Source organism: Desulfovibrio desulfuricans (assembly GCF_004801255.1).
GTDB lineage: Bacteria > Desulfobacterota > Desulfovibrionia > Desulfovibrionales > Desulfovibrionaceae > Desulfovibrio > Desulfovibrio desulfuricans_C.
This window is the reverse complement of record NZ_CP036295.1, coordinates 948,581-969,154: the sequence shown is the minus strand read 5'-3', so window position 1 is coordinate 969,154 and position 20,574 is coordinate 948,581. Positions and strand designations below refer to the sequence as shown.

General features: G+C 62.9%; 21 protein-coding genes. 13 read left to right on the top strand and 8 right to left on the bottom strand.

Annotation, left to right across the window (positions count from 1 at the left end; translation table 11 throughout):
- Positions 1-30: 30 nt before the first annotated feature.
- The 7 genes from DDIC_RS03990 to DDIC_RS03960 all read right to left on the bottom strand — a co-directional run bounded on the left by DDIC_RS03990 (position 31) and on the right by DDIC_RS03960 (position 11,090).
- On the bottom strand, positions 31-3,369 hold the full coding sequence (locus DDIC_RS03990) for an efflux RND transporter permease subunit (protein WP_136399252.1): 3,339 nt from the start codon (positions 3,367-3,369) through the stop codon (positions 31-33).
- A complete protein-coding gene (locus DDIC_RS03985; RefSeq protein ID WP_136399251.1) occupies positions 3,366-6,524 on the bottom strand; it encodes an MdtB/MuxB family multidrug efflux RND transporter permease subunit in 3,159 nt (1,052 codons plus the stop codon). The genes DDIC_RS03990 and DDIC_RS03985 overlap by 4 nt, the downstream gene beginning before the upstream one ends.
- Positions 6,525-6,587: 63 nt before the next feature.
- A complete protein-coding gene (locus DDIC_RS03980) occupies positions 6,588-7,814 on the bottom strand; it encodes an MdtA/MuxA family multidrug efflux RND transporter periplasmic adaptor subunit (RefSeq protein WP_136399250.1) in 1,227 nt (408 codons plus the stop codon).
- The gene (locus DDIC_RS03975) at positions 7,814-9,370 is read right to left on the bottom strand and encodes a sensor histidine kinase (RefSeq protein ID WP_136399249.1); all 1,557 of its coding nucleotides are present in this window, start codon (positions 9,368-9,370) and stop codon (positions 7,814-7,816) included. The genes DDIC_RS03980 and DDIC_RS03975 overlap by 1 nt, the downstream gene beginning before the upstream one ends.
- On the bottom strand, positions 9,370-10,080 hold the full coding sequence (locus DDIC_RS03970; protein WP_136399248.1) for a response regulator transcription factor: 711 nt from the start codon (positions 10,078-10,080) through the stop codon (positions 9,370-9,372). The genes DDIC_RS03975 and DDIC_RS03970 overlap by 1 nt, the downstream gene beginning before the upstream one ends.
- A 1-nt stretch (position 10,081) precedes the next feature.
- Positions 10,082-10,531: a YgiW/YdeI family stress tolerance OB fold protein gene (locus DDIC_RS03965; protein ID WP_247647551.1), complete on the bottom strand. Its 450-nt coding sequence runs from the start codon at positions 10,529-10,531 to the stop codon at positions 10,082-10,084.
- Positions 10,532-10,700: 169 nt separating this feature from the next.
- Positions 10,701-11,090, bottom strand: a complete 390-nt coding sequence (locus DDIC_RS03960; protein WP_136399247.1) for a NirD/YgiW/YdeI family stress tolerance protein — start codon at positions 11,088-11,090, stop codon at positions 10,701-10,703.
- A 187-nt stretch (positions 11,091-11,277) separates the two neighbouring features.
- Between DDIC_RS03960 and DDIC_RS03955 the strand changes: the two genes are divergently transcribed.
- A complete protein-coding gene (locus DDIC_RS03955; protein ID WP_247647550.1) occupies positions 11,278-11,535 on the top strand; it encodes a Lar family restriction alleviation protein in 258 nt (85 codons plus the stop codon).
- Positions 11,536-11,625: 90 nt separating this feature from the next.
- Here the strand turns inward: DDIC_RS03955 and DDIC_RS03950 are convergent, their stop codons facing one another.
- Positions 11,626-12,300: an XRE family transcriptional regulator gene (locus DDIC_RS03950; protein WP_136399246.1), complete on the bottom strand. Its 675-nt coding sequence runs from the start codon at positions 12,298-12,300 to the stop codon at positions 11,626-11,628.
- A 331-nt stretch (positions 12,301-12,631) separates the two neighbouring features.
- On the opposite strand from DDIC_RS03950, the gene DDIC_RS03945 reads away from it, so the two are divergent.
- The 12 genes from DDIC_RS03945 (at position 12,632) to DDIC_RS13860 (ending at position 20,514) form a co-directional block, all read left to right on the top strand.
- Entirely contained in the window at positions 12,632-12,886 is a 255-nt protein-coding gene (locus tag DDIC_RS03945) for a hypothetical protein (protein ID WP_136399245.1), read from the top strand.
- On the top strand, positions 12,876-13,508 hold the full coding sequence (locus DDIC_RS03940) for a Mor transcription activator family protein (protein WP_136399244.1): 633 nt from the start codon (positions 12,876-12,878) through the stop codon (positions 13,506-13,508). Before DDIC_RS03945 ends, DDIC_RS03940 begins: the two co-directional genes overlap by 11 nt.
- 219 nt (positions 13,509-13,727) lie before the next feature.
- Positions 13,728-14,411, top strand: coding sequence for a glycoside hydrolase family 108 protein (locus tag DDIC_RS03935; RefSeq protein ID WP_136399243.1), 684 nt, complete (start codon positions 13,728-13,730; stop codon positions 14,409-14,411).
- 1 nt (position 14,412) lies between these two features.
- A complete protein-coding gene (locus DDIC_RS03930; RefSeq protein WP_168732460.1) occupies positions 14,413-14,724 on the top strand; it encodes a hypothetical protein in 312 nt (103 codons plus the stop codon).
- A gap of 54 nt (positions 14,725-14,778) precedes the next feature.
- The gene (locus tag DDIC_RS03925) at positions 14,779-15,189 is read left to right on the top strand and encodes a DUF2730 family protein (RefSeq protein ID WP_136399241.1); all 411 of its coding nucleotides are present in this window, start codon (positions 14,779-14,781) and stop codon (positions 15,187-15,189) included.
- Positions 15,189-15,614: a hypothetical protein gene (locus DDIC_RS03920; protein ID WP_136399240.1), complete on the top strand. Its 426-nt coding sequence runs from the start codon at positions 15,189-15,191 to the stop codon at positions 15,612-15,614. Before DDIC_RS03925 ends, DDIC_RS03920 begins: the two co-directional genes overlap by 1 nt.
- 12 nt (positions 15,615-15,626) lie before the next feature.
- Complete coding sequence (locus tag DDIC_RS03915) at positions 15,627-16,988, top strand: terminase large subunit domain-containing protein (protein ID WP_136399239.1); 1,362 nt, start codon at positions 15,627-15,629, stop codon at positions 16,986-16,988.
- Positions 16,988-17,542: a GNAT family N-acetyltransferase gene (locus tag DDIC_RS03910; protein ID WP_247647549.1), complete on the top strand. Its 555-nt coding sequence runs from the start codon at positions 16,988-16,990 to the stop codon at positions 17,540-17,542. Before DDIC_RS03915 ends, DDIC_RS03910 begins: the two co-directional genes overlap by 1 nt.
- A 16-nt stretch (positions 17,543-17,558) precedes the next feature.
- Complete coding sequence (locus DDIC_RS13935) at positions 17,559-17,768, top strand: hypothetical protein (protein WP_247647548.1); 210 nt, start codon at positions 17,559-17,561, stop codon at positions 17,766-17,768.
- Position 17,769: 1 nt separating this feature from the next.
- Entirely contained in the window at positions 17,770-19,650 is a 1,881-nt protein-coding gene (locus DDIC_RS03905; RefSeq protein WP_136399238.1) for a portal protein, read from the top strand.
- Positions 19,650-20,006 (top strand): hypothetical protein, encoded by a 357-nt coding sequence (locus DDIC_RS03900; protein ID WP_136399237.1) that lies wholly within the window; start codon positions 19,650-19,652, stop codon positions 20,004-20,006. The genes DDIC_RS03905 and DDIC_RS03900 overlap by 1 nt, the downstream gene beginning before the upstream one ends.
- Positions 19,987-20,514 (top strand): hypothetical protein, encoded by a 528-nt coding sequence (locus tag DDIC_RS13860; RefSeq protein WP_211088893.1) that lies wholly within the window; start codon positions 19,987-19,989, stop codon positions 20,512-20,514. The genes DDIC_RS03900 and DDIC_RS13860 overlap by 20 nt, the downstream gene beginning before the upstream one ends.
- Positions 20,515-20,574: the final 60 nt, after the last annotated feature.

Sequence of the window (20,574 nt, the reverse complement as noted above, 5' to 3'; positions counted from 1 at the left end):
GGACAAAGAGCAATGGGGGAGCGAAAAAACTTACAGCTCCGCTAAGCTATTGTCGCCCTGCTGTCGCAACGTCCGGCGATTTTTGCGCCACTGATTAAAGCGGCGGCTCAGCCGGTCGAGACACAGGTAAACCACCGGGGTCGTGTACAACGTCAACACCTGGCTTACCAACAGCCCCCCCACAATGGTCACGCCCAGAGGCTGGCGTATTTCCGCGCCGTCTCCGTGCCCCATGGCCAGAGGCACTGCGCCAAGTATGGCTGCGGCGGTGGTCATCATGATGGGCCTGAAGCGCAGCAGGCAGGCTTCATAAATGGCCCTGTCGGGGGGCAGGTTGCGGGTGCGCGCCGCCTCGAGGGCAAAATCTATCATCATGATCGCGTTTTTTTTGACAATGCCGCACAAAAGCAGCACGCCGATAAGCGCAATTACGCTAAACTCCATGCCGCAGACCATCAGGGCCAGCAAGGCTCCCCCGCCCGCCGAAGGCAGGGTTGAAAGGATGGTCAGCGGATGGATGAGGCTTTCGTACAGCATGCCCAGCACAATATACAGCGCGGCCAGCGCGGCCAGCACAAGCACAATCTGGTTGCCCGCCGTGTCGCTGAACATCTTGGCCGTACCCTGAAAGCCGCTTACTACTGTGGACGGCATGCCCAGCTCCGCCTTTATGGCCGCCAGCGCGGCCTGCGCCTGGGAAAGCGAGACCCCTTGCGCCAGATTGAAAGATATGGTCACAGCGGCAAACTGCCCCTGGTGCGCCACAGAGAGGGGGGCAAACGCAGGCACAATGGTGGCCACGCTGAGCAGGGGCACAAGACCTTCCTTGCCCGGCAGGCGCACCTTGCCAAGGGCGTCAGCGCCGTTCAGCCAGTCCGGCCCATACTCCAGCACCACATGGTACTGATTTTTATCCTGATATATGGTCGAGGCCTGGCTTTGCCCAAAGGCGCTGCCCAGCGCGGCATCCACATCCTTTATGGTCAGGCCGTAACGGGCCAGGGCATCGCGGTCGACCTTGACCATGGTCTCAAGCCCGCGCTCCTCAATATCGCTGTCCACATCCTTGAACAGGTGGTTGGCGGCCACGGCCCTTTGCAGTTTGCGGCCCCACTGGCGCAGATCTTCCAGATTGTCGGCCTGCAGGGTGTACTGGTATTGCGAGCGAGAGCCGCGCCCGCCCATCATGATGTCCTGAGCCGGCTGCAAAAAAATCTGCATGCCCGGCTCTGCCACCAGTTTGCCGCGCAAACGGGCAATAACGCCCATGGCGTCAAGCTTGCGCTCCGCCAGAGGCTTCAGAGCGATAAAAACCCCACCGCCACCCCCGCGCCCGCTGTTGATATTGCCCGAGACATGCTGCACGGCGGGGTCTGCCTTGATAACATCGATAAGCTTGCGCAGTTTTTGCTGCATGGCCTGAAACGATGCGCTCTGGTCGGTACGTATGCCCCCCATGATGACGCCCGTGTCCTGCTGCGGAAAAAACCCCTTTGGCACAACAACGAACATCCACACGTTGGCGGCAATGACCAGCAGCAACGAGCAGATGGTCAGGCGCGGATGACGCAGCACCACGGGCAGGGTTGCCGCATAGCCACTTTGCATGCCCGACAGCAGACGGCCCCAAAAATCTCCCACACGGGCCAGCAGCCGCCACCACAAACCCGCAAGCCCACCCGCGCCAAGTTTGGCCGCCTGCGCTGCCGCGGCGTCTCCGTGCGCCATGGGGCGCAACAACATGGCGCACATCATGGGCGTTGTAGTCAGCGACACTACCATGGAGACCAGCACCGCAGTGGTGAGCACCACGGAAAATTCGCGGAACAAACGCCCCACAAGCCCGCCCATAAAGAGGATGGGCGTAAACACCGCCACCAGCGAAATGGAAATGGATACGACGGTAAAGCCCACCTCGCGCGCGCCGCGCAGGGCCGCCCGCATGGGGCTTTCGCCCGATTCGAGACGCCGTACGATGTTTTCGAGCACCACAATGGCGTCGTCCACCACAAAGCCGGTGGAAACGGTCAGGGCCATGAGCGAAAGGTTGTCCAGGCTGTAGCCGCACAAATACATGACGCCAAACGTAGCCAGCAGCGACACGGGCGCGGCCACCGCCGGTATGGCCGTGGCCCTGCCGTTGCGCAAAAACAGAAAGGTCACCAGAACCACCAGCGCCATGGAAAGCGCGAGGCTTTTTTCGACCTCGCGCAACGAGGCCCGGATGGTCAGCGAGCGGTCCAGGCGTTGCCCCAGGTCGGCGCTTTCGGGCAGCCACGAGCGCAGCTGCGGCAGCATTTCCTTTACCTGGTCGACTGTCTCGATGATGTTGGCCCCCGGCGAACGAAACACAATAAGCAGCACCGAGGGTTTACCGTCCGAAACAGCCATGGCGCGGACATCTTCCGGTCCGTCGATCACATTGGCCACATCCGAAAGGCGTATGGTTTTATCCGCCCTGCGGGCAACAATAAGCGATTTGTAGTCTCCAGACTTGCGCAGCTGGTCGCTCGCGCCGACAAGCCAAAATGTTCCGCCGTTGTCCACCTGCCCCTTGGGCATAAAGGCATTGGCCGCAGCAAGGGCCGCGCGCACGTCGCTCATGGTCAGGCCCGCCCTGTTGAGGGCGTCGGGTATAACGTCCACCCGCACGGCGGGCAGCGCGCCGCCGCCCACAATAACCTCGCCCACGCCCGGCAGCTGCGAAATTTTTTGCGCCAGCACGGTGGATGCCGCGTCGTACAGCTGGGTGCGGGTGAGCACATCCGAGGAAATGGCCAGAATCATGATGGGCGCGCCCGCCGGGTTAACCTTGCGGTAGGTGGGGTTGGCGGGCATGGTGGGCAGGTTGGAGCGCGCCGCATTGATGGACGACTGCACGTCCCGGGCCGCGCCGTCGATGTTGCGGTCAAGGTCAAACTGCAAAACTATTTCGGTACTCGAAAGGGAACTGGTTGAGGTCATTTCCGTAACGCCGGCAATGCGCCCCAGCGAGCGCTCCAGCGGCGTGGCCACAGTGGCGGCCATGGTTTCCGGGCCCGCGCCGGGCAGCTTGGCCCGCACCACCACCACGGGAAAGTCCACCTGCGGCAAAGGGGCTACGGGCAGCAGCCCAAAGGCCACAATGCCAGCAAGGGCAATGGCAAAGGTCAGCAGGGCCGTTGCCACAGGCCGCCGTATAAACGGGGCGGAGAGGCTGACGGGCAAGACCTCCGGCCCGAAGCGGTGCTGGCGGCCAGATTCACGCAGGGCCTTGAGCTTGTTGGTCAGCGACGGACGTCCCCTGCCAGTGGAGCTGGCCTGATCCTGCGTGCCCTGTTCAGCACCGCGGGCAGCGGAAGTTTTGGCGGCGTCCCGATCTGTGTTCATGGCCGAGTCTCCCGGCCAGGCACTTTCAGGCCGCTTTCTTCCCCGTGGGAGTGCTCCTGCCCGGCCCCGGAGCTTTGCGCCTTGCCGCCCCGGAACCGCCTGCCGACGCGGTCAAACCACAGGTAGATGACCGGAGTCGTAAACAGCGTAAGAGCCTGGCTGAAAATAAGCCCGCCCACCATTGTGACGCCCAGCGGCCGCCGCAGCTCCGCGCCCATGCCCCAGCCGAGCATGAGGGGCAACGCGCCAAGCAGGGCCGCCATGGTGGTCATGAGTATGGGCCGCAGGCGCAGCAGACAGGCCTGTCGTATGGCCGCCAGCGGTTCCTTGCCCTCGCTGCGTTCCGCATCCAGGGCAAAATCTATCATCATGATGGCATTTTTTTTGACAATGCCGATGAGCAGAATAATACCGATTATGCCCACCACGCCCAGATCCATGTCGGCCACGATAAGCGCGAGCAGCGCCCCTACCCCGGCCGACGGCAGGGTGGAAAGGATGGTCACCGGGTGCACGTAGCTTTCGTACAGCACTCCCAGCACAATATACATGGTGATGACGGCGGCCAGGATAAGCCATATCTGGTTGTCGGTCGAGGTGGCAAAGGCCTTGGCCGCGCCCTGCAACTGGGTGCGCAGGGCTGCAGGCAGGCTGAGCTCGGCCTCTGTAGCGTTGAGCGCCTTGACCGCCGCGCCCAGCGACGAGCCGTTGGCCACGTTGAAGGAGATGGTCGCCACGGGAAACTGCCCCTGACGCGCGATGGAAAGGCGCACGGGGCGCTCCTCAAGCGTGGCCAGGCTTGTGAGCGGCACGGGTTTGCCGTCGCCGCCGGCCACGTAGATGTTTTCCATCGACTGCGGCCCGAGGCGGAAGCGGGGCGCCGTTTCGAGCACGACCTTGTACTGGTTGGTCTGCGTAAAGATGGTTGAAATAAGCCGCTGGCCCAGAGCATCATACAGGGCGTTGTCAATGGTGGACATGCTTATGCCAAGACGGCCTGCGGCATCTCGGTTGATGTTGAGCCAGGCCATGCGTCCAGGGCTCTGGTAGTCGCTGGTCACCATCTCAAGCTCTGGCCGTTGCGCCAGGGCGTTTACAATACGCGGAATCCACGCATCCAGCTGGTCCCTGTCCAGGGCTTCAACCGTAAACTGGTACTGGGTACGCGAAATGCGGTCTTCAATGGTCAGGTCCTGCACGGGCTGCAGATACAGGGTCATGCCCGGCAGGGCAACGGCCTTTTCCATGATGCGGCGGGCAATGACCGGAGCGCGGGCGTCGCGGTCTTCCAGCGGCTTCAGCTCAATGGAGAGGCGCGAGGTTCCCATGCTCTGGTTGATGCCGTCCACGCCCACAAAAAACACCACGCCCTCAACAGCGGGATCTTGCAGTATGACCTCGGCCAGCTGACGCTGCCGCCCTGCCATGGCCTCAAACGACGTATCCTGCGGCGCTTCGGCCATGCCCTGGATGACGCCCGTATCCTGAACGGGGAAAAATCCCTTGGGCACGCCTGCATACAGCAAAACCGTCAAAACCAGCGTACCCACTGCCACCGCAAGGGTAATACTCTGGTGGCGCAGCACCCAGTCGAGCTTTTCCTCATACCAGGCCAGCAGGCGGGTAAAAAAACGGCCGCTTTCCTGTTGCTGCGCATGTTGCCCGGGGCGCAGCATAACCGCGCAGAGCATGGGCGTGAGCGTGAGCGAAATTACTGCAGAGATAAGGATGGTCACGGCCAGCGTTACCGCAAACTCGCGGAAAAGCCGCCCCACCACGTCTCCCATGAAAAGCAGGGGAATAAGCACGGCTACCAGTGAAATGGTCAGCGAAATAATGGTAAATCCGATCTGCCCTGCGCCCGTCAGGGCCGCCTGCACGGGTTTTTGCCCCTGCTCGAGGTACCGCGAGATGTTTTCGATAACCACAATGGCGTCGTCCACCACAAAGCCTGTGGCGATAACCAGAGCCATGAGCGTAAGGTTGTTCAGCGAATACCCGGCCAGATGCATGACCCCGAGCGTGCCCACCAGCGAAAGGGGAACCGCCAGCGCGGGGATGACCGTGGCCCTGGCGTTGCGCAAAAACAGCCAGATGACCCAGATCACCAGCCCCACGGCCAGCAGCAGCTCAAGCTGCACATCGTGAACCGTGGCGCGGATGGTGGTGGTACGGTCGGTAACAACGCGCACGTCCACATTGCCGGGCAGCGTCTGCTTGAGCACGGGCAAAAGCTGCAGCACCCTGTCCGCCACGCCGATAACGTTTGCACCGGGCTGGCGCTGCACCGACAGCACGATTGCCGGGCGAAACGGCGTGCCCTCGCCCGCCACATAAGCGGCAAGGCGGGCGTTTTCCGCCCCTTCGACCACCTCGGCCACATCGCGCAGACGCAGGGGGCCGCCATCCCGATACCCGATGATGGCGTCGGCATAGGCGTCGGCGGAGGTCAACTGATCGTTGGAGTCAATGGTGCTGGCCCGCTCCGGGCCGTCAAAGCTCCCCTTGGCGTCGTTGACGTTGGCCTTGGCAATGGCCGTGCGCACGTCGGCCAGGGTAAGCCCCGCATTGGCCAGGGCCTTGGGGTTGACCTGCACCCTCACAGCCGGGCGCTGCCCGCCGGAAAGCGTCACCAGCCCCACGCCGGGCACCTGCGAAATTTTTTGGGCCATGCGCGTATCAACCAGGTCTTCCAGCCGGGTAAGCGGCATGGCATCGCTGGTGACGGCAAGGGTAATGACCGGCGGGTCGGCCGGGTTTACCTTGTTGTAAACGGGCGGCGAGGGCAGGTCGCTCGGCAGCAGGTTGTTGGCGGCATTGATGGCCGCCTGCACTTCCTGCTCGGCCACGTCCAGCGCAATGGCAAGGTCAAACTGCAACGTCACCACAGAGGCTCCGGCTGAGGACAGGGAGCTCATCTGCACCAGACCGGGCATGATGCCAAACTGCCGCTCAAGGGGGGCGGTTATCACCGAGGCCATCACATCGGGCGACCCGCCGGGATACAGCGTCTGCACCTGAATGGTCGGGTAGTCTATCTGCGGCAGGGCCGCCACGGGCAGGTAGCGATACCCCAGCAGGCCGGAGAGAAACAGCGCCACCATGAGCAGAGAGGTGGCTATGGGGCGTAGAATAAATATGCGCGAAAGATTCATATAACGGGTGCTCCCCCTGCAGGAAGGGGTGGTAGAAACAGGAAACCCGGCGTGCCCCGGCGGTTATTCCGCAAGCTGGGCTTTGGGAGTTTCTGTTGTGGCGGCGACTTTAACGGCAATGCCGTCGCGCAGACGGTCAAGCCCGTCGACCACCACAAGCTCGCCCGGCTCAATGCCCTTGGTCGCAACTGTCAGTGCATCGGTGGCAATGCCGGGGGTAATGGGACGCACGGTTACGGCGTCCTGCCCCTTGTCGTTTTTGGCGACCACGTACACGTAAGCCCCGCGCGTGCCCAGCTGCACGGCAGACGTGGGCACCGTCACGGCATTCTGGAGCACGCGCACCTGCAGACGGGCGTTGACAAACTGGTTGGGATACAAGGCCCCATCCCTGTTGGGAAAACGCGCCTTGAGCTTTACCGTGCCGGTAGAGAGGTCAATCTGGTTGTCCAGCGAGAGCAACCCGCCCACTCCCAGCTGGGTTTTCTGTTCGCGGTCCCAGGCCTGAACGGGCAAAGGCTGGCGATCCACATCGTCCTCGTGGGCGCGCAAGGCCTGCACCACCAGCGGAACCTGACTTTCAGGCAGCGTAAAAACCACGTCGCAGGGGCTTACCTCGGTGATGCGCACAAGACCTGACGTGTCCGAAGCCTTGATCATGTTGCCCTCGTCCACATTGCGCAGCCCCAGACGCCCCGACGTGGGCGCGGTAATGCGGCTGTAGCTCAGCTGCAGGGCGGCGGAGTCGACCGCTGCCTTGTCGGCCTCGACCGAGCCCTCGTACTGCCGCACAAGTGCACGCTGCGTTTCAAACTGCTGGGCGGCGATAAAGTCGCCCTGCGCAAGCTTGGCGTACCGCGCCAGATCCTTGCGGGCATTGTCCAGCTGCGCCTGATCCTTGGCCAGCGTGCCGCGCGCCTGATCAAGGGAGGCCTTGAAGGGGCGCGGGTCGATCTCGGCCAGCAGATCGCCAGCCTTTACTCTCTGCCCTTCCTGAAAATGCAGGCGCTGCAGCTGGCCGTCCACGCGGCTGGTGACAAGCACGTCGCTTGAGGGCAGCACCGTGCCCAGACCGTTAAGAAAATGCGGTACATTCTGGGCAATTGCGGGGGCAATGCGCACCGGCGGCATGTCCATGTTCATGCCCTTGCGGGCCGGGCCGCCGGCAAAAAACAGCCGCCAGCACAGCAGGGCCGCGAGCACAAGCAGCAGGGGCAGTAAAAAACGGCGCTTGCCGGAAAAAAAGCCGGGGGCAGAAACAATGCCCCGCCCAAGTTGCAAGTCGGACATTATATGTCAACTCCCTGCGATAGAGGAGTAAATGTTACGCGAAACACAGCTTCGCCGCCTGCCGGGTCAGAGACAAGATCAAGCTGCCATCCAAGCCGCTCGCATGCCCTGAGCGCAAGTGAAAGCCCGAGGCCCGCACCACTGCCAGCCTTGGGCGCGCAACGCACGCCCCTGGCAAAAATATCCACGCCGGACGGGATGCGCCCGCTGTTGCGCACGCACAGTTCGCCCGGAGTGAGAGCCACTGTGGCGCACCCATTTTCCGTGTACTGGCAGGCGTTGTCCAGCAGATTGTTAAACACGATGCCCGCAAGCTCTTTTTGCCCGCGCACCAGCACGCCTGAGGCTATATCCGCCTGCAGCACCACGGGCGGGCGCTGTTCCGGCCCGCTGAACGGCGGATGACCGACCGCGCCGTCACCCGGCAGGCTCGCGGTACGGTTAAGACTCGCAGCGCTGCAAGCGGCTGTCGCCGCCCCTTTGGCCGGGCAAGCGGCGGCGCTGCCGTCAGATCCGCTCCGGCCAGGCTGGCCTGCCAGACGCAACACGGCATCACCCGCCATTTCAGCTACTATGCCCCATAGGAGGGCACTGCAGTCAAGCTCATGAAATTCGATTTCTTCCGGACGGCGGGCCAGCATCAGCAGGGTGCGCACGGTATTGGTCATGCGACCTGTGGTACGTAAAAGACGCTGCACCACGGGCGACAGACTCTCCCCCTGAGGCAGGCGTTGCAGCTGCAGCTCCAGAATTTCCAGGCCGCCCTGCATGACCGTAAGCGGCGTGCGCAACTCGTGGCTCACATCACCGGTAAAGTTGCTTTCGCGCTGTACAAAGCGTTGCAGGGCCTCCTCGCGCGCGGCGATGGCCCGCGCCAGCACGCCAACCTCATCGTCCAGCCCCGTCAGGGGGATGGGCTGCGCACTCGCGCCAGACTCCTGCGCACCGGCCTGCAGGTACGCGGTGGAGCGCCCCTCTACCGCCGTCGTGAGCCTGCTCAGCGGCCCTGTCAGGCGGCGGCTCATGACCGCAGCCAATATCACGGCCAGCCCAAGCCCGCTGACGGCGCAGAGCAACAAAATGCGGTTGAGACGTTTTTTCAGCGCCAAAAACGCGCCGGTGCCGCCGTTGAGCACATAGATGACGTCGTCCCTGCGCTCGATAAGAATAAATTCTTCCATGTGGTTGATGAAATGCAGCCCGTCGGGCATATCCCGCCACTCTTGCGGCACCTGCTTGCCTACAAGAAAACGCCAATGCATGACCACCGCGAGGTCTTCGCCGTAGTACAGATTGCCTCCGCCGTTGTCTTCAGCCTCCCAGGCGCGCTTTTCCGCCTCGATAAAGGCTTCCATCACCGGTCTGGCGTGCCAGCCCACCAGGTAGGTTCCCAGCGAATCAAACGACAGCCGCCCCACTATCCCCAGGGCCGCGCTCATGAGCAGGGCCAAAAACACAAAAGCCGCCAGCAGGCGGCGACGAATGCTCGTCCTGCGGCGGGGAGAGGCGGCACAGCCGTCTGCAGCGTAAACGCGAGGGGTGGGAGGCCTGCGCATCAGTCGGTTTCTCCGGGGTCGGTGCTCAGCCGGTAGCCGACATGCGGCACTGTGTGCAGCAGGGGCAAGGCAAAGGGTTTATCCAGCTCGCGCCGCAGCTCGTGGATGTGCGTGCGCAGGGCGCTGCCTTCGGGCGGGTCGTCGCCCCACAGACTGTGCTCGAGATCTTCTCGCCGCACAAGCCCCGGCGCAACGCGCACCAGCTCGTCAAGGATGCGAAAACCCGTGGGGCTCAGGCGCAGACGGCGGCCCTGACGCTCGGCCCAGTGCTCGCTCGCATTGAATGTCATATCCGCGTAGGTCCACACTGCGCCGCCATCGGCGGCATTGGCGGCCGACATGCGCCCCCGGCGCAACAGCGCGCGTATTCTGGCTTCGAGTTCCTTGAGGGCAAAGGGTTTGACGAGGTAGTCGTCCGCCCCGGCTTCGAGACCCTGCACCCTGTCGGCCACGGCATCCCTTGCGGTCAGCATGATGACTGGCGTGTGGCGCTGATGCTTTTCGCGCAGGGCGCGGCACAGGTTTATACCGTCAAGACCGGGCAGCATCACGTCAAGCACGATGCAGTCAAAATGCTGCTCAAGCGCCATGGACAGGCCGGTTTTGCCATTGCGGGCGCAGTCGAGTTCATAGCCCAGCGGCTCAAGAAACGCGTAGAGATTGGCGAGGATGTCCTCGTTGTCCTCCACAAGCAAAATGGCAATGGGCATGTCAGCGCCTCGCCGGGCCGGACTTTTGGGGGGCGGGGGCGACCTCCGGCATATCCTTGGCGGTAATGGGGCCGATAATGGAGAGCGAATCCACCTCAACCTCGTTGAGGCGCTTGCGGTTCCAGTCCACATGGCCCAGCAGGCGAACCTTGTCCTTGGGGGTGATGGTGAGATGCTCAAAAACCTTGTTGTCTATTTCAACCACAACCTGCCCGCTGTGGTCTTCAAACAGGTAGCGGTGCTTGCGGCGGGGCAGCTTTTCCACCAGATGCCCCTCAAGCTCGCAGGGGGCGTCGTCCTGCGCGCCAAGCACGTCAACGGCCCGGGTTACTGTGGCCGCAACCCCAGGCCCTTCAAACCCTGCCGCGCACGCGGTTTGCCAATTCAAAAACACAAGGCTGAACACCAGGCACAAAAGCATGGAACAAAGGGCGGGCCGCACTGTTTGCATACTGTTCTCCGAAAGGCCGGGCTGCGCCGCCGGGTGGATAGAAATATTCTGTGGCAGAGACAGGACAGGTAGTTGAAGGTGACAGGGCAAAAAGATTTCCGATGTCCGCGCACTGTGGCGCAGCCTGCGGACATCGGAAACCATCGCAATCTGTTGCAATAGAAGCTGGCTACTGCTGCATTTCAGCCTTACGCACAGCCATCACGCCTTCTTTGCCGGCCTTGACGACCATAACGCCGGTCAGGTGAACCTTGCTCTGCGCTTCGAGGTGAGCGGCAGCGGCGGCCTTTTTGCCCAAAACCACGGTCATGCGGCCTGTGCCGTCGTCAAAGATGTAGCCGTTTTTCTTGCCCTGCATGGGTTCCACAATGGTACCGGTCACGGACACAGGGGTTTTGTTGGCAGCGGCCAAAGCTTTGGCTACCGTATCCACAGGGGCGGCTTTTGTCACGTGCTTGGTCTTGTGGGCGGCGGGCGCGGCGGTAGCGTCGGTGGTTCCGGCGGCATAGACAGGGGCGGCAAGCATCAGGGACACGAGCATGATAAGCAGATAACGCATAGTTCCTCCAAAAAGGTACGTAAAAAAATTGCACAGCGCCACATGTCGCGTGCGGCCTTACAGTGCAAATTATCGCGTCAACGAAGCGTTAAGAATTGTTCTGCCGCCGAGATTTATTTTTTTCCATATTCCAGCGCTGTCTGCACCAGCACGGAGGCGGTCCTTGTGGTGCCTGGGCAAAGCTGCTATGCTGCCATATATGAAAGAGCTTGATCCACACACAATCCGCCCCTGCCTTGTCTGCGGCGGAACCAATGTTCATCTGGAATCCCTGCTTCCCCCTGGCCGCAAACAGGAAGTGTGGCGCGTTGTCTGCTCTTGCGGGCAAACATCGCAACAGTGGTCTGTATCGCAGGGTGCAGCCATCCGCGCATGGAACCGCAACCTTGCCAGCGAGCACGATATGGACAAAATTGCGGCGCCGGGCGTTGCCCCCAAGAGCTGAGCAGCCTGCGTCACGCCTGCTGCGCAGCCACACACACTGAGCCGTTTGCCCCAACCGCGCGCGACGCGAGCAGACACGGGCAAACGCGACTCAATCAAGCTCTCTGCCCACCCACACAGCCCTGCCGATAATACGCACCATGCCCGCCAGCTGGTCGCTGGTATCTGCCTCAATGGGTGCAAAATCGGGGTTGATGCTGGTAAGAATGAGCTTGCCGGGCATGGCGTCCAGCACCTTGAGATACACCATGTCTTCCACGCCCACGGCGTAAATTCTGCCGGGTATGGGCTCACGCTGGCTCTGGTCTATGAGCACCACGTCGTTGTTTACAATGCGTGGCCGCATGCTGTCGCCCGCAACACGCAGCAGCACCATTTGCGCCGGGTTGCCCTTGCGCCGCAAAAAATCCCACCTGAAGGCGTAATGCCGCAACACGTCCCCGCCCGTTTCAAAGCTGCCCGTACCCGCTGACAGGCGGGCCTCGGCCATGGGCACCATCATGAGCCGCGCTTCGGCCGTATCCACGATGCCGCCGCCGCAATCTCCGCGCCCTGCCAGCAACCAGTCAAGCGAGCAGTCAAGGGCGTCGGCCAGGCGCACCGCATGGCTGCCCTTGGGCAGCTGCCCATTCTCGTACTGCTGGATGGTCGTCAAACTCAGCCCCACCGCCTCTGCAAGAACCTGCTTGTGCAAACCCAGGTTTTCCCTGCGCTGACGCATACGTGCGCCGAATGCCGATATCAGGGGCGCTTGCGCTGTCTTCATGATTATCCCTTGTTTTTTTATTGCTTCAAAGACCGGTCAAACAGCAGTATCCAATCCCGCTCCAAACGTTTATTTCATAAATTGGCGCTTCCGTTTATGCATACCTATATTTGTTTTCAATTAAATTCAAGTTTTCCTTAAAGCACAAAGAAAACTTTTTAATATGTATTAACACTTCGCTAAATTTGCCACATATTTATCATATTTATTAAATTAAATAAGCATGTTAAAACTTTTCTTATTATTAAAACTTTTCCTTGACTATCTACCAAAATAATGATTTTTCTATTTTACGGCCCGGTAATTTAATTTTCTATTTTTGGAGCATAGCATGTCCGCATTTTATGACGATATCCAAAACCTGAGCGCTGTGCTGGATTCCTTACACTCAGGCGTGTGTGCATTCCAGCAACCGGTTTTGCGCCTTGTAATCGACCACCTGCGTCTGCTGGCCAGCCAGAGAGAGCAGGAAGCCCCAGCGCAGGCCCCTCCCCGCTCGCAAACCCCGCCCGCACCGCCGGTATTACCCGCATATCTCATCCTGGCGCGCACCTGCCCTATTGTGGAGACGCGCTATGACCAATAGGCGGATTGAAGCCGACGCGCCGGAGCATATACCGGCGGAAGCGGTTCAAATGGATAAAACACCCCCTGCCGCAGCAGGCAGGGGGTGCAAACGATGCAAGAAGGACAGCGCCTGGGGCGACGCCCTGAGCAGAAACGATGACGAACGACAGTGGCGCTGCCTCATCAAGCACCTGCCGGACAATGCCCGCCAGATATGGACGGCGCTCAATGACCTGCACCAGTTCTGGCTGGTGTTGCAAGGCTTTGGCGGTCAGAGCATCCGTGTGCCGCGCAGCCTGCCCAAGGACAAAGGGCACTCGCTACGCAAAAAACTGGGGGTTGCGTGCCTGCGCAAGCTTATGGCGGTTTTTGGCGGCACCAGCCTGTACGTGCCGCGCTGTTCGGCGTTGATGAACCGCCTTCGCCAACGCGACATCACCAGGGATTTTTCGCGCAGCACCCGGCGGGGCGCGAGCAGCACGGCGGCAGTGTCCAGTCTGGCCCGCCGGCACGGCATATCTGACCGCCGCGTTTGGCAGATTTTGAAAAAGGAAAACTCCGTTCCACCGCAGACTCGGTTGCTCATGAAGCTTGGCGACTCCGCCCGGCCCGCAACGGACAGGCCCGACGCCAGCCACTGACGCAAATCAGGCGCACGCATCCCCGACAAAAATTTTAAGCCAGCAAATTTGCTGGCTTTTTTTGCGCCCACCTGCGCAATTACGCGCGTTTTTGCGCTCAAACCGGCTCCAGGCAAGGCTTTTGCCCTGCTGAAACGTTTCAGTCTTACGCGCGGCCCGCTTTTTGGCATGTTGTGCACACGCCGCCGCTGTGGCTGCCAACAAAGCAAGGAGAGCGTCATGACAAACATGTTTGAAACAGCCCATGCATTCACCGCCCAGTGGGAAGGCGGACTGACCGACCATCCGGCTGATCCGGGCGGCTTGACCAACTATGGGGTCTCGCTGCGCTGGGTGCAGGATCTTGCCCGACAGGCCCGCCAGGAATGCCTGCGCCAGCATAAAACCTGCGACGACTGCTCCAACGCCCGCACCGCGAGCTGCGCCTATTGCGGCCTTGATCTGGACATGGACGGCGATGTGGACGCCGACGACATCCGGGCCTGCACGCGGGCTCAGGCCGCCGCCCTGTTCAAAAGGCATTTCTGGGATGCCCTGGGTTGCGCGGCCCTGCCCCTGCCCCTGGCCGTCACGCTGTACGACGGCGCGGTAAACATGGGGCCAGGGAGGGCTGTCCGCCAGATGCAGCGGGGCATGAACGCCGTGGGCGAAGCCCAGCTTGACCACTACACCCCCATTGCCGAGGACGGCATCGCGGGCAGCCGCACGACGGAGCTGGCCGAAGCCCTTGAATCGGCCAATCTGCACTGGTTTGCCGCCCGGCAGATACTGCGCCTGCGCGACGCCTTTTACCGCGACCTGGCCGCAAGGCGTCCCTCGCTGAAGGTTTTTCTTGATGGCTGGCGCAACCGGGTCAAGGCCCTGGCCCAGTATCTCGCCGACCTCGAACGGGAGGCCAACTAGCATGTGGTCCCTGCTCGGCACTCTCATTGGCGGCATCTCCGGCGTTGTGGGCAAAATGCTGCCCGACCGCAGCCAGCAAAATGAAGCCCAGAGCCGCATCAACGAGGCGGAGGTCAGCGGCGGGCCCGCCAGCCTGCTGCGCTTGTGGCGTTCGTTTCTGGGCTGGATGCTCACCCTGCTCTTTGGCTGGGAGGTTGCTGGCCGGCTCATCATTGTTCCCCTGTTATTTCCGGCATGGGGCGACCACCTGCCGCCCTCGGCCCTCAACCAGATCATGACCCTGCTGCTGGGTATGCTGGGACTGGGATTCTAGCCGCCCCCAGACCGCCCTTTGACCGCACCCGACTGGTTTGGAGGTTAGCTGACCATGGACATTTTTTCTTCCACCGGGGCAAGCCTGCTTGTGCTGCTCGTGCAGGGGCTGTTTGCCTGGGCGCTGTGGAGCCTGAGGCGGGCCTTTGTGCGCGCCGACGACTATTCGCTGCACGTGCAGCGCGACGCCCGGCGCGAGGCCGCCTCAGCCCGCAGGCTCGACGCGCTTGAGCAACACCTGCGCCTCGCCCCCGGCACTGCCGACATGGCTGGCCTGCAAAACGAGCTGGCGGCCCTGCGCGGCGAAATGCAGGCCCTCAACGCCCGCATTTCGGGTCTCGATCGCCTGCTCGAACGCCTCGAGCACACCTTTGACCGACACGAAGACCGCCAGAACCATACCCCCCAGGTAGGCGTGCAGTACGGCTGCCGTGCGGGCGTGGATGCAACGGGAGGCTGCAACTGATGCCCTCCGTCAAACGCAGAGCGGCCGCGCGCAACATGCCCCTGCTGGACAGCCTGGAGCAACGGCTCGATCTGCTTACCCGCACGCTCAGCGCCGCCGACATTGCAGAAAAAAGCATAGATATTGTTAAAGAAATTAAAGAATTGCACGCGATATTGCGCTCGCTGCGCGACGACGAACCAACCGAAGCCGAGCCCCGCATGGTGGTCGTGTGGGGCGGGCCGCCCTGCGCCGCGTCCGGCAGACTGCCCCACGCATCGCAAAAGGCCGGGCGCAAAGCCGGGCAAACAACAAAACGCACCGCCGGGCGCAAAGCCGGGCAAACAACAAAACGCACCGCCAGCCACGCGGCCAACAACCAGCCAGACGGCGCCAACACGCGACACAACCAGCCCGCGCAGCCAGTTTTACCTGCAACGTTATAAGGGTGCTATTCCATGTCCCAGCCAGAACCGCACGTCATCCCCTACAGCCCCCGGCCGCTGCAATGGCGCTTTCACGAGGAGCGTTCACGCTTTTGCGTGCTGCTCTGCCACAGGCGCTTTGGCAAAACCGTGGCCGCGATCAATGACCTTGTGCGCCAGGCTTTACGCGTGGGCCGGGACGACTGGCGCGCTGCCTATGCCGCGCCCTTTCTGGGGCAGGCCAAGGCTGTGGCATGGGATTACTGCAAACGCTTTGCCGGGGCCGTGCCAGGCACGCGATTTCTCGAAAGCGAGCTCGCCTGCGTGCTGCCCACAGGCGGACGCATCCGCCTGCTGGGCACGGAAAACGCACAGGCCCTGCGCGGTCTGTATCTGGACGATCTGGTGCTGGACGAACCGGCAGATATGCCCCGGCAGGTCTGGACGCAGGTGCTGCGCCCCATGCTGGCCGACCGTCAGGGCCGGGCGCTGTTTTGCGGCACGCCCCAGGGCACGGACAACCTGCTCTACGACGTGTGGCAGCAGGCTGGCGCGGATACCGAAGGACTGTGGTCGCGGTTTCGCTTTCCCGCTTCCGAAACGGGCTACCTGCCCGCAAGCGAGCTGGCGGCTGCCCGCCGGGGCATGGATGAAGCCGAATACCTGCAGGAATTCGAGTGCTCGTTTGCCGCAGCCGTGCGCGGGGCCTACTACGCTCCCCTGCTCGATGCTGCGGAGCGCGAGGGGCGCATCCGCCCTCTGCCCTGCACGCCGGAGCTGCCCGTGCACACCGCCTGGGATCTGGGCATGGATGACGCCACGGCCATCTGGTTTTTTCAGGTCGAGCCTTCGGGCTGCTGGCGCATCATAGACTATTACGAGGCTTCGGGCGAGGGCCTGTCCCACTATGCGCAGGTGCTGGCCGCCAAGGCCCGCCCGGCGGATGGGGCCGGGACGCAGCTGACTGCGGAGGGCGGCCTTGCCGGACGGGGATTTGTGTACGGCACGCACATTGCCCCGCACGACATCCGCGTGCGCGAGCTGGGTACGGGCCAGAGCAGGTGGGAGAGCGCCGCCCGGCTGGGCATCCGTTTTACCATGGCTCCGGCACTGTCGCTGGCCGACGGCATAGACGCCCTGCGCAGGCAGTTGCCGCGATTCTGGTTTGATGCGGCGGCCTGCGCCCGGGGGCTCAAGGCCCTGCGTGCTTACCGGCGCCGCTGGCGGGCTGGCGCGGCCCAGGGCGAGCAGGCGGGTTCTGGCCCTCTGCACGACTGGGCCAGCCACGCGGCGGACGCCCTGCGCTATGCCGTCACTGGTTTTCGCCCGCAGCAGGAGGTAGCCCCCGGCGCTCGCCGCGCCCGCACCAATTATGATTTTTTTGGAGGCAACTGATGCGCTTTTGCTACGCGCCCATTGCGGATCAACCCGCCCGCGACGCGGTGTTTCTCCGCATGCAGGCCGAGGGGCTCACAGCCTGCGCCATGAGTTCCCTGGCCAGCCCCTCGCTTGCTCAATGGCAGGACATTACCGCACCCACGCGCGGCGTACTGGCGGGTTGTTACGCCACTGTCAGGGGGCAGACCGCCGCAACCCCTGCAGATCCAGCGCACCTGCTGGCCTGCGCCATGTTCAGCCCCCGGCGCGGGCGGGTGTGGGAATTTGACTTCACGACCTTCCGCCAGACGGCGGGTCTGGCTGTCCCCATGGCTCGCGGAGTTCTGGGCTGGGCCTTTGAGCACCTTGACTGCTCTGCCGTCATGGGTCTGTGCCCCGCCCCCAACCGCCACGCGTGGCGTCTGGCCGAAAGCTGCGGTTTTCGCCTGCTGGGGCGCTTGCCCGGAGCATGTCTGCACGCCCGCAAAAGGTCGTGGGTCGACGGCATGCTGGTGCTCTGCACGCCGCAATATCTGACAGCAGCCGACGACTGTGATCTTCAACAACCTTAGCCGCAAGGAGCCTATCATGGGATTTGGAGGAGGCGGCACGCCCGACGTGCCCGCAGTTGCGCCCGTGCCCAAACCGGAAGTGGAAAAACCCGTAACCGAGGCCGCCTCGGCGGCGCGTCAAAACCAGAAGGACAAGGCCGCCAAGGCCGCAGGCATCAACGGCTCGGTGTACACAAGCCCGCTCAGCCGTGGAGACGCCACCACCAAAACCCTGCTGGGGCAGTAATATGACCGACTCGCCCGATATTGCGGCAAAGCCGGACGCCCGGACAGCAGACCAAAACCCAGAGGACGTGCAGGCGTTGTCGCGCCGTCACGATGCCCTGCTGCAGCGCCGCGCCCCATGGGACGCAGCATGGCAAAGTCTGGCGGACCATTTTTTGCCCACCCGCTGCCGGCTCAACCCGCAGACGGATGCGACGGAAGAAGGCCCCATGCTCAACCGGGGGCTTGTGGACGCCACGGGCATTCTGGCCATGCGCACTCTGGCGGCTGGCCTGCAGGGCGGGCTGACCAGCCCCGCGCGCCCGTGGTTTCGCCTGAGCCTTGATGATGTGGAGCTTGCCCGCAGCCGTGCGGGTCAGGCATGGCTCGACGAAGTCGCCACGCGCATGCGCTCGGTTTTTCAGCGTTCCAACTTCTACAACGCCATGCACACCCTGTACGGAGAGCTGGGCACCTTTGGCACCGCCTTTGTTTTTGAACTGGCCGACCCCGTGCATGGATTTCGATTTATCCCTCTGTGCGCCGGTGAATACGCCCTCGACTGCGACGCCGCGCGCAGGGTGGATACGGTTTTTCGCCGTAGCGCCATGACCCTGCGCCAGATCACCCAGGCATTCGGCCCCGAGGCCATGCCCGACACCCTGAGGGAGGCGGCGCGGCGTAATCCCGAAGAAAGGCGCAACGTCATCCAGGCGGTATACCCGCGCGAAATTGAGCGCCTATCGCAGCAAGACCCGGCCCGCATGCCCGTGGCCTCGGTCTACTGGCTGGAAGGGCGCGACGGCAACCGTCAGGCTCTGCGGGTTTCGGGTTTTCGGTCGTTTCCCGGTTTTGGGCCGCGCTGGGACGTGGCGGGCAACGACGTGTACGGGCGCTCGCCCGCCATGGACTCCCTGCCCGACTGCCGCATGCTGCAGCAGATGGGCGTCACAACGCTCAAGGCCATCCACAAGTCCGTGGACCCGCCCATGAGCGTGGCGGCAGGCTTGCGCTCCGTGGGTCTCGACCTGACGCCCGGCGGCGTCAACTATGTGGACAGCGCACCGGGGCAAAGCCCCCAGGCGGCCACGCCCCTGCTGCAGATCAACCCCGATCTGGCCACAGCCCGCAAGGCCATGGAATCGGTGCAGGACCAAATACGCAAGGGGCTCTACAACGATCTGTTCAAGCTCATTCTGGACGGGCGCAGCGGCGTTACCGCCAGCGAAATAGCCGCCAGGGAAGAAGAAAAACTCATTCTTGTGGGGCCGGTGCTGGAACGCCTGCACGACGAGCTGTTTATCCCGCTGATGGACCGCACCTTTGAGTGCATGCGCGACCTCGACATGCTGCCCCCCTGCCCGCCGGAACTGGCTGGCCGTCGCCTGAGGGTGGAGTTTGTGTCGCTGCTGGCCCAGGCGCAAAAGCTCGTGGGCATCAGCGCGGCGGATCAGTACCTGGCCCTTACACTCAGGGCTTCGGCTGCCTGGCCGGAAGCCCTGGACACCCTCAACGTCGATCACCTGCTGGACAATTATGCCGAAAGCCTTGGCCTGCCCGTGAGCCTCACGCGCTCGGCGGAGGAACGCGCGCAGCTGCGTAACGCCCGGGCCGAGGCCGCGCAGGCGCAGGCAGTAACCCAGGCTGTGGAAAAAGGCGTGGGCATGGTGCGCGAGCTTTCACAAAGCACGCTGACCGGCCCCGATGGCAGCCAGGGCAGCGTGCTTGACGCTCTTGCGCGGCTGCTGCGCCGCGCATGGCCGGGCTCTGCCGCGCATGATGCCACTAAGGATGCCCCTGCGCAGCAGGCGCGGCCTGAACCGCCAGCCTTCAGAAAAAATGCTTTGGCTACCCCCCCCGCACCGGGGGCCGGGCATGAGCTCCAGCCCAAAAGGAGCTGCTGATGGATGCCCCCCTGATGGACGTTTTTGCCCCATACGAACAGGCGAAAAATCCCTCAAAGCCAGCCAGTCAGGCCGTCGCCCTCGACCGCGCCATGCGCATGGCGGTGGACGGGCTTATGGACACGCCTCAGGGCCGTCTGCTGCTGCGCTGGCTGCTGCATCTGTGCCGCAACTTTTACGCCGAGGATGTGGGCGACGCGCCCCAGCAGGCGGAAAGCGCCCGACTTTTTTATACCGAGGGCCGCCGCATGGTGGGCATGCGCCTTATGCGGCTGCTGCAACAGGCCAACCCCGGCCACCTCCCCTTACTGCTGCAAACCAAGGAGAACGACGCACATGATCTCAGCACCTTCTGACCTTGCCATGCCCCAGGGCGACACTGCCCCGGCGGGCGACACGCAACATGAAACGGCGGACAACAGCGCCAGCAACGCTTCCGCACCCGCACCAGCGCAGCAGACCCCGCCCCAAGGCGAGGCAACCCCCGGCCAGGAGCCCCCGCAGGAGGACCCCTTTGCCCTGCGCCTGCGCGAGCACGAGGCCAGCCAGCGGCAGCACTGGCAACAACAGCTCGGCCAGTGGCGCAAGGAGGTCACGGAAGACCCGCAGCTGGGCGGCGCAAACCTGCCCGCAACTGTTGCCCGCGCCCAGCTTGCCCTTGACCGCTTTGACGAGGGCAAACGCATTGGTCAGCTGCTGGAGCAGACGGGCTACGGCAACAACCCCGACGTGCTGCGATTTTTCAACCGCCTTGCCGACGCCCTCATGGAGGACGGGCTGGTGCAGGGGCAGGCGGGCGGCGGCATGCCGCCGCTTGAGGAGCGCATGTACGCGGGCTGGAGCTCGCGCAACGGCAGGGCCTGAGCAGTACCCGCCGCAACGCGGCTTTCACTGACGCACATTGCAAAAAGCACTAACACACGA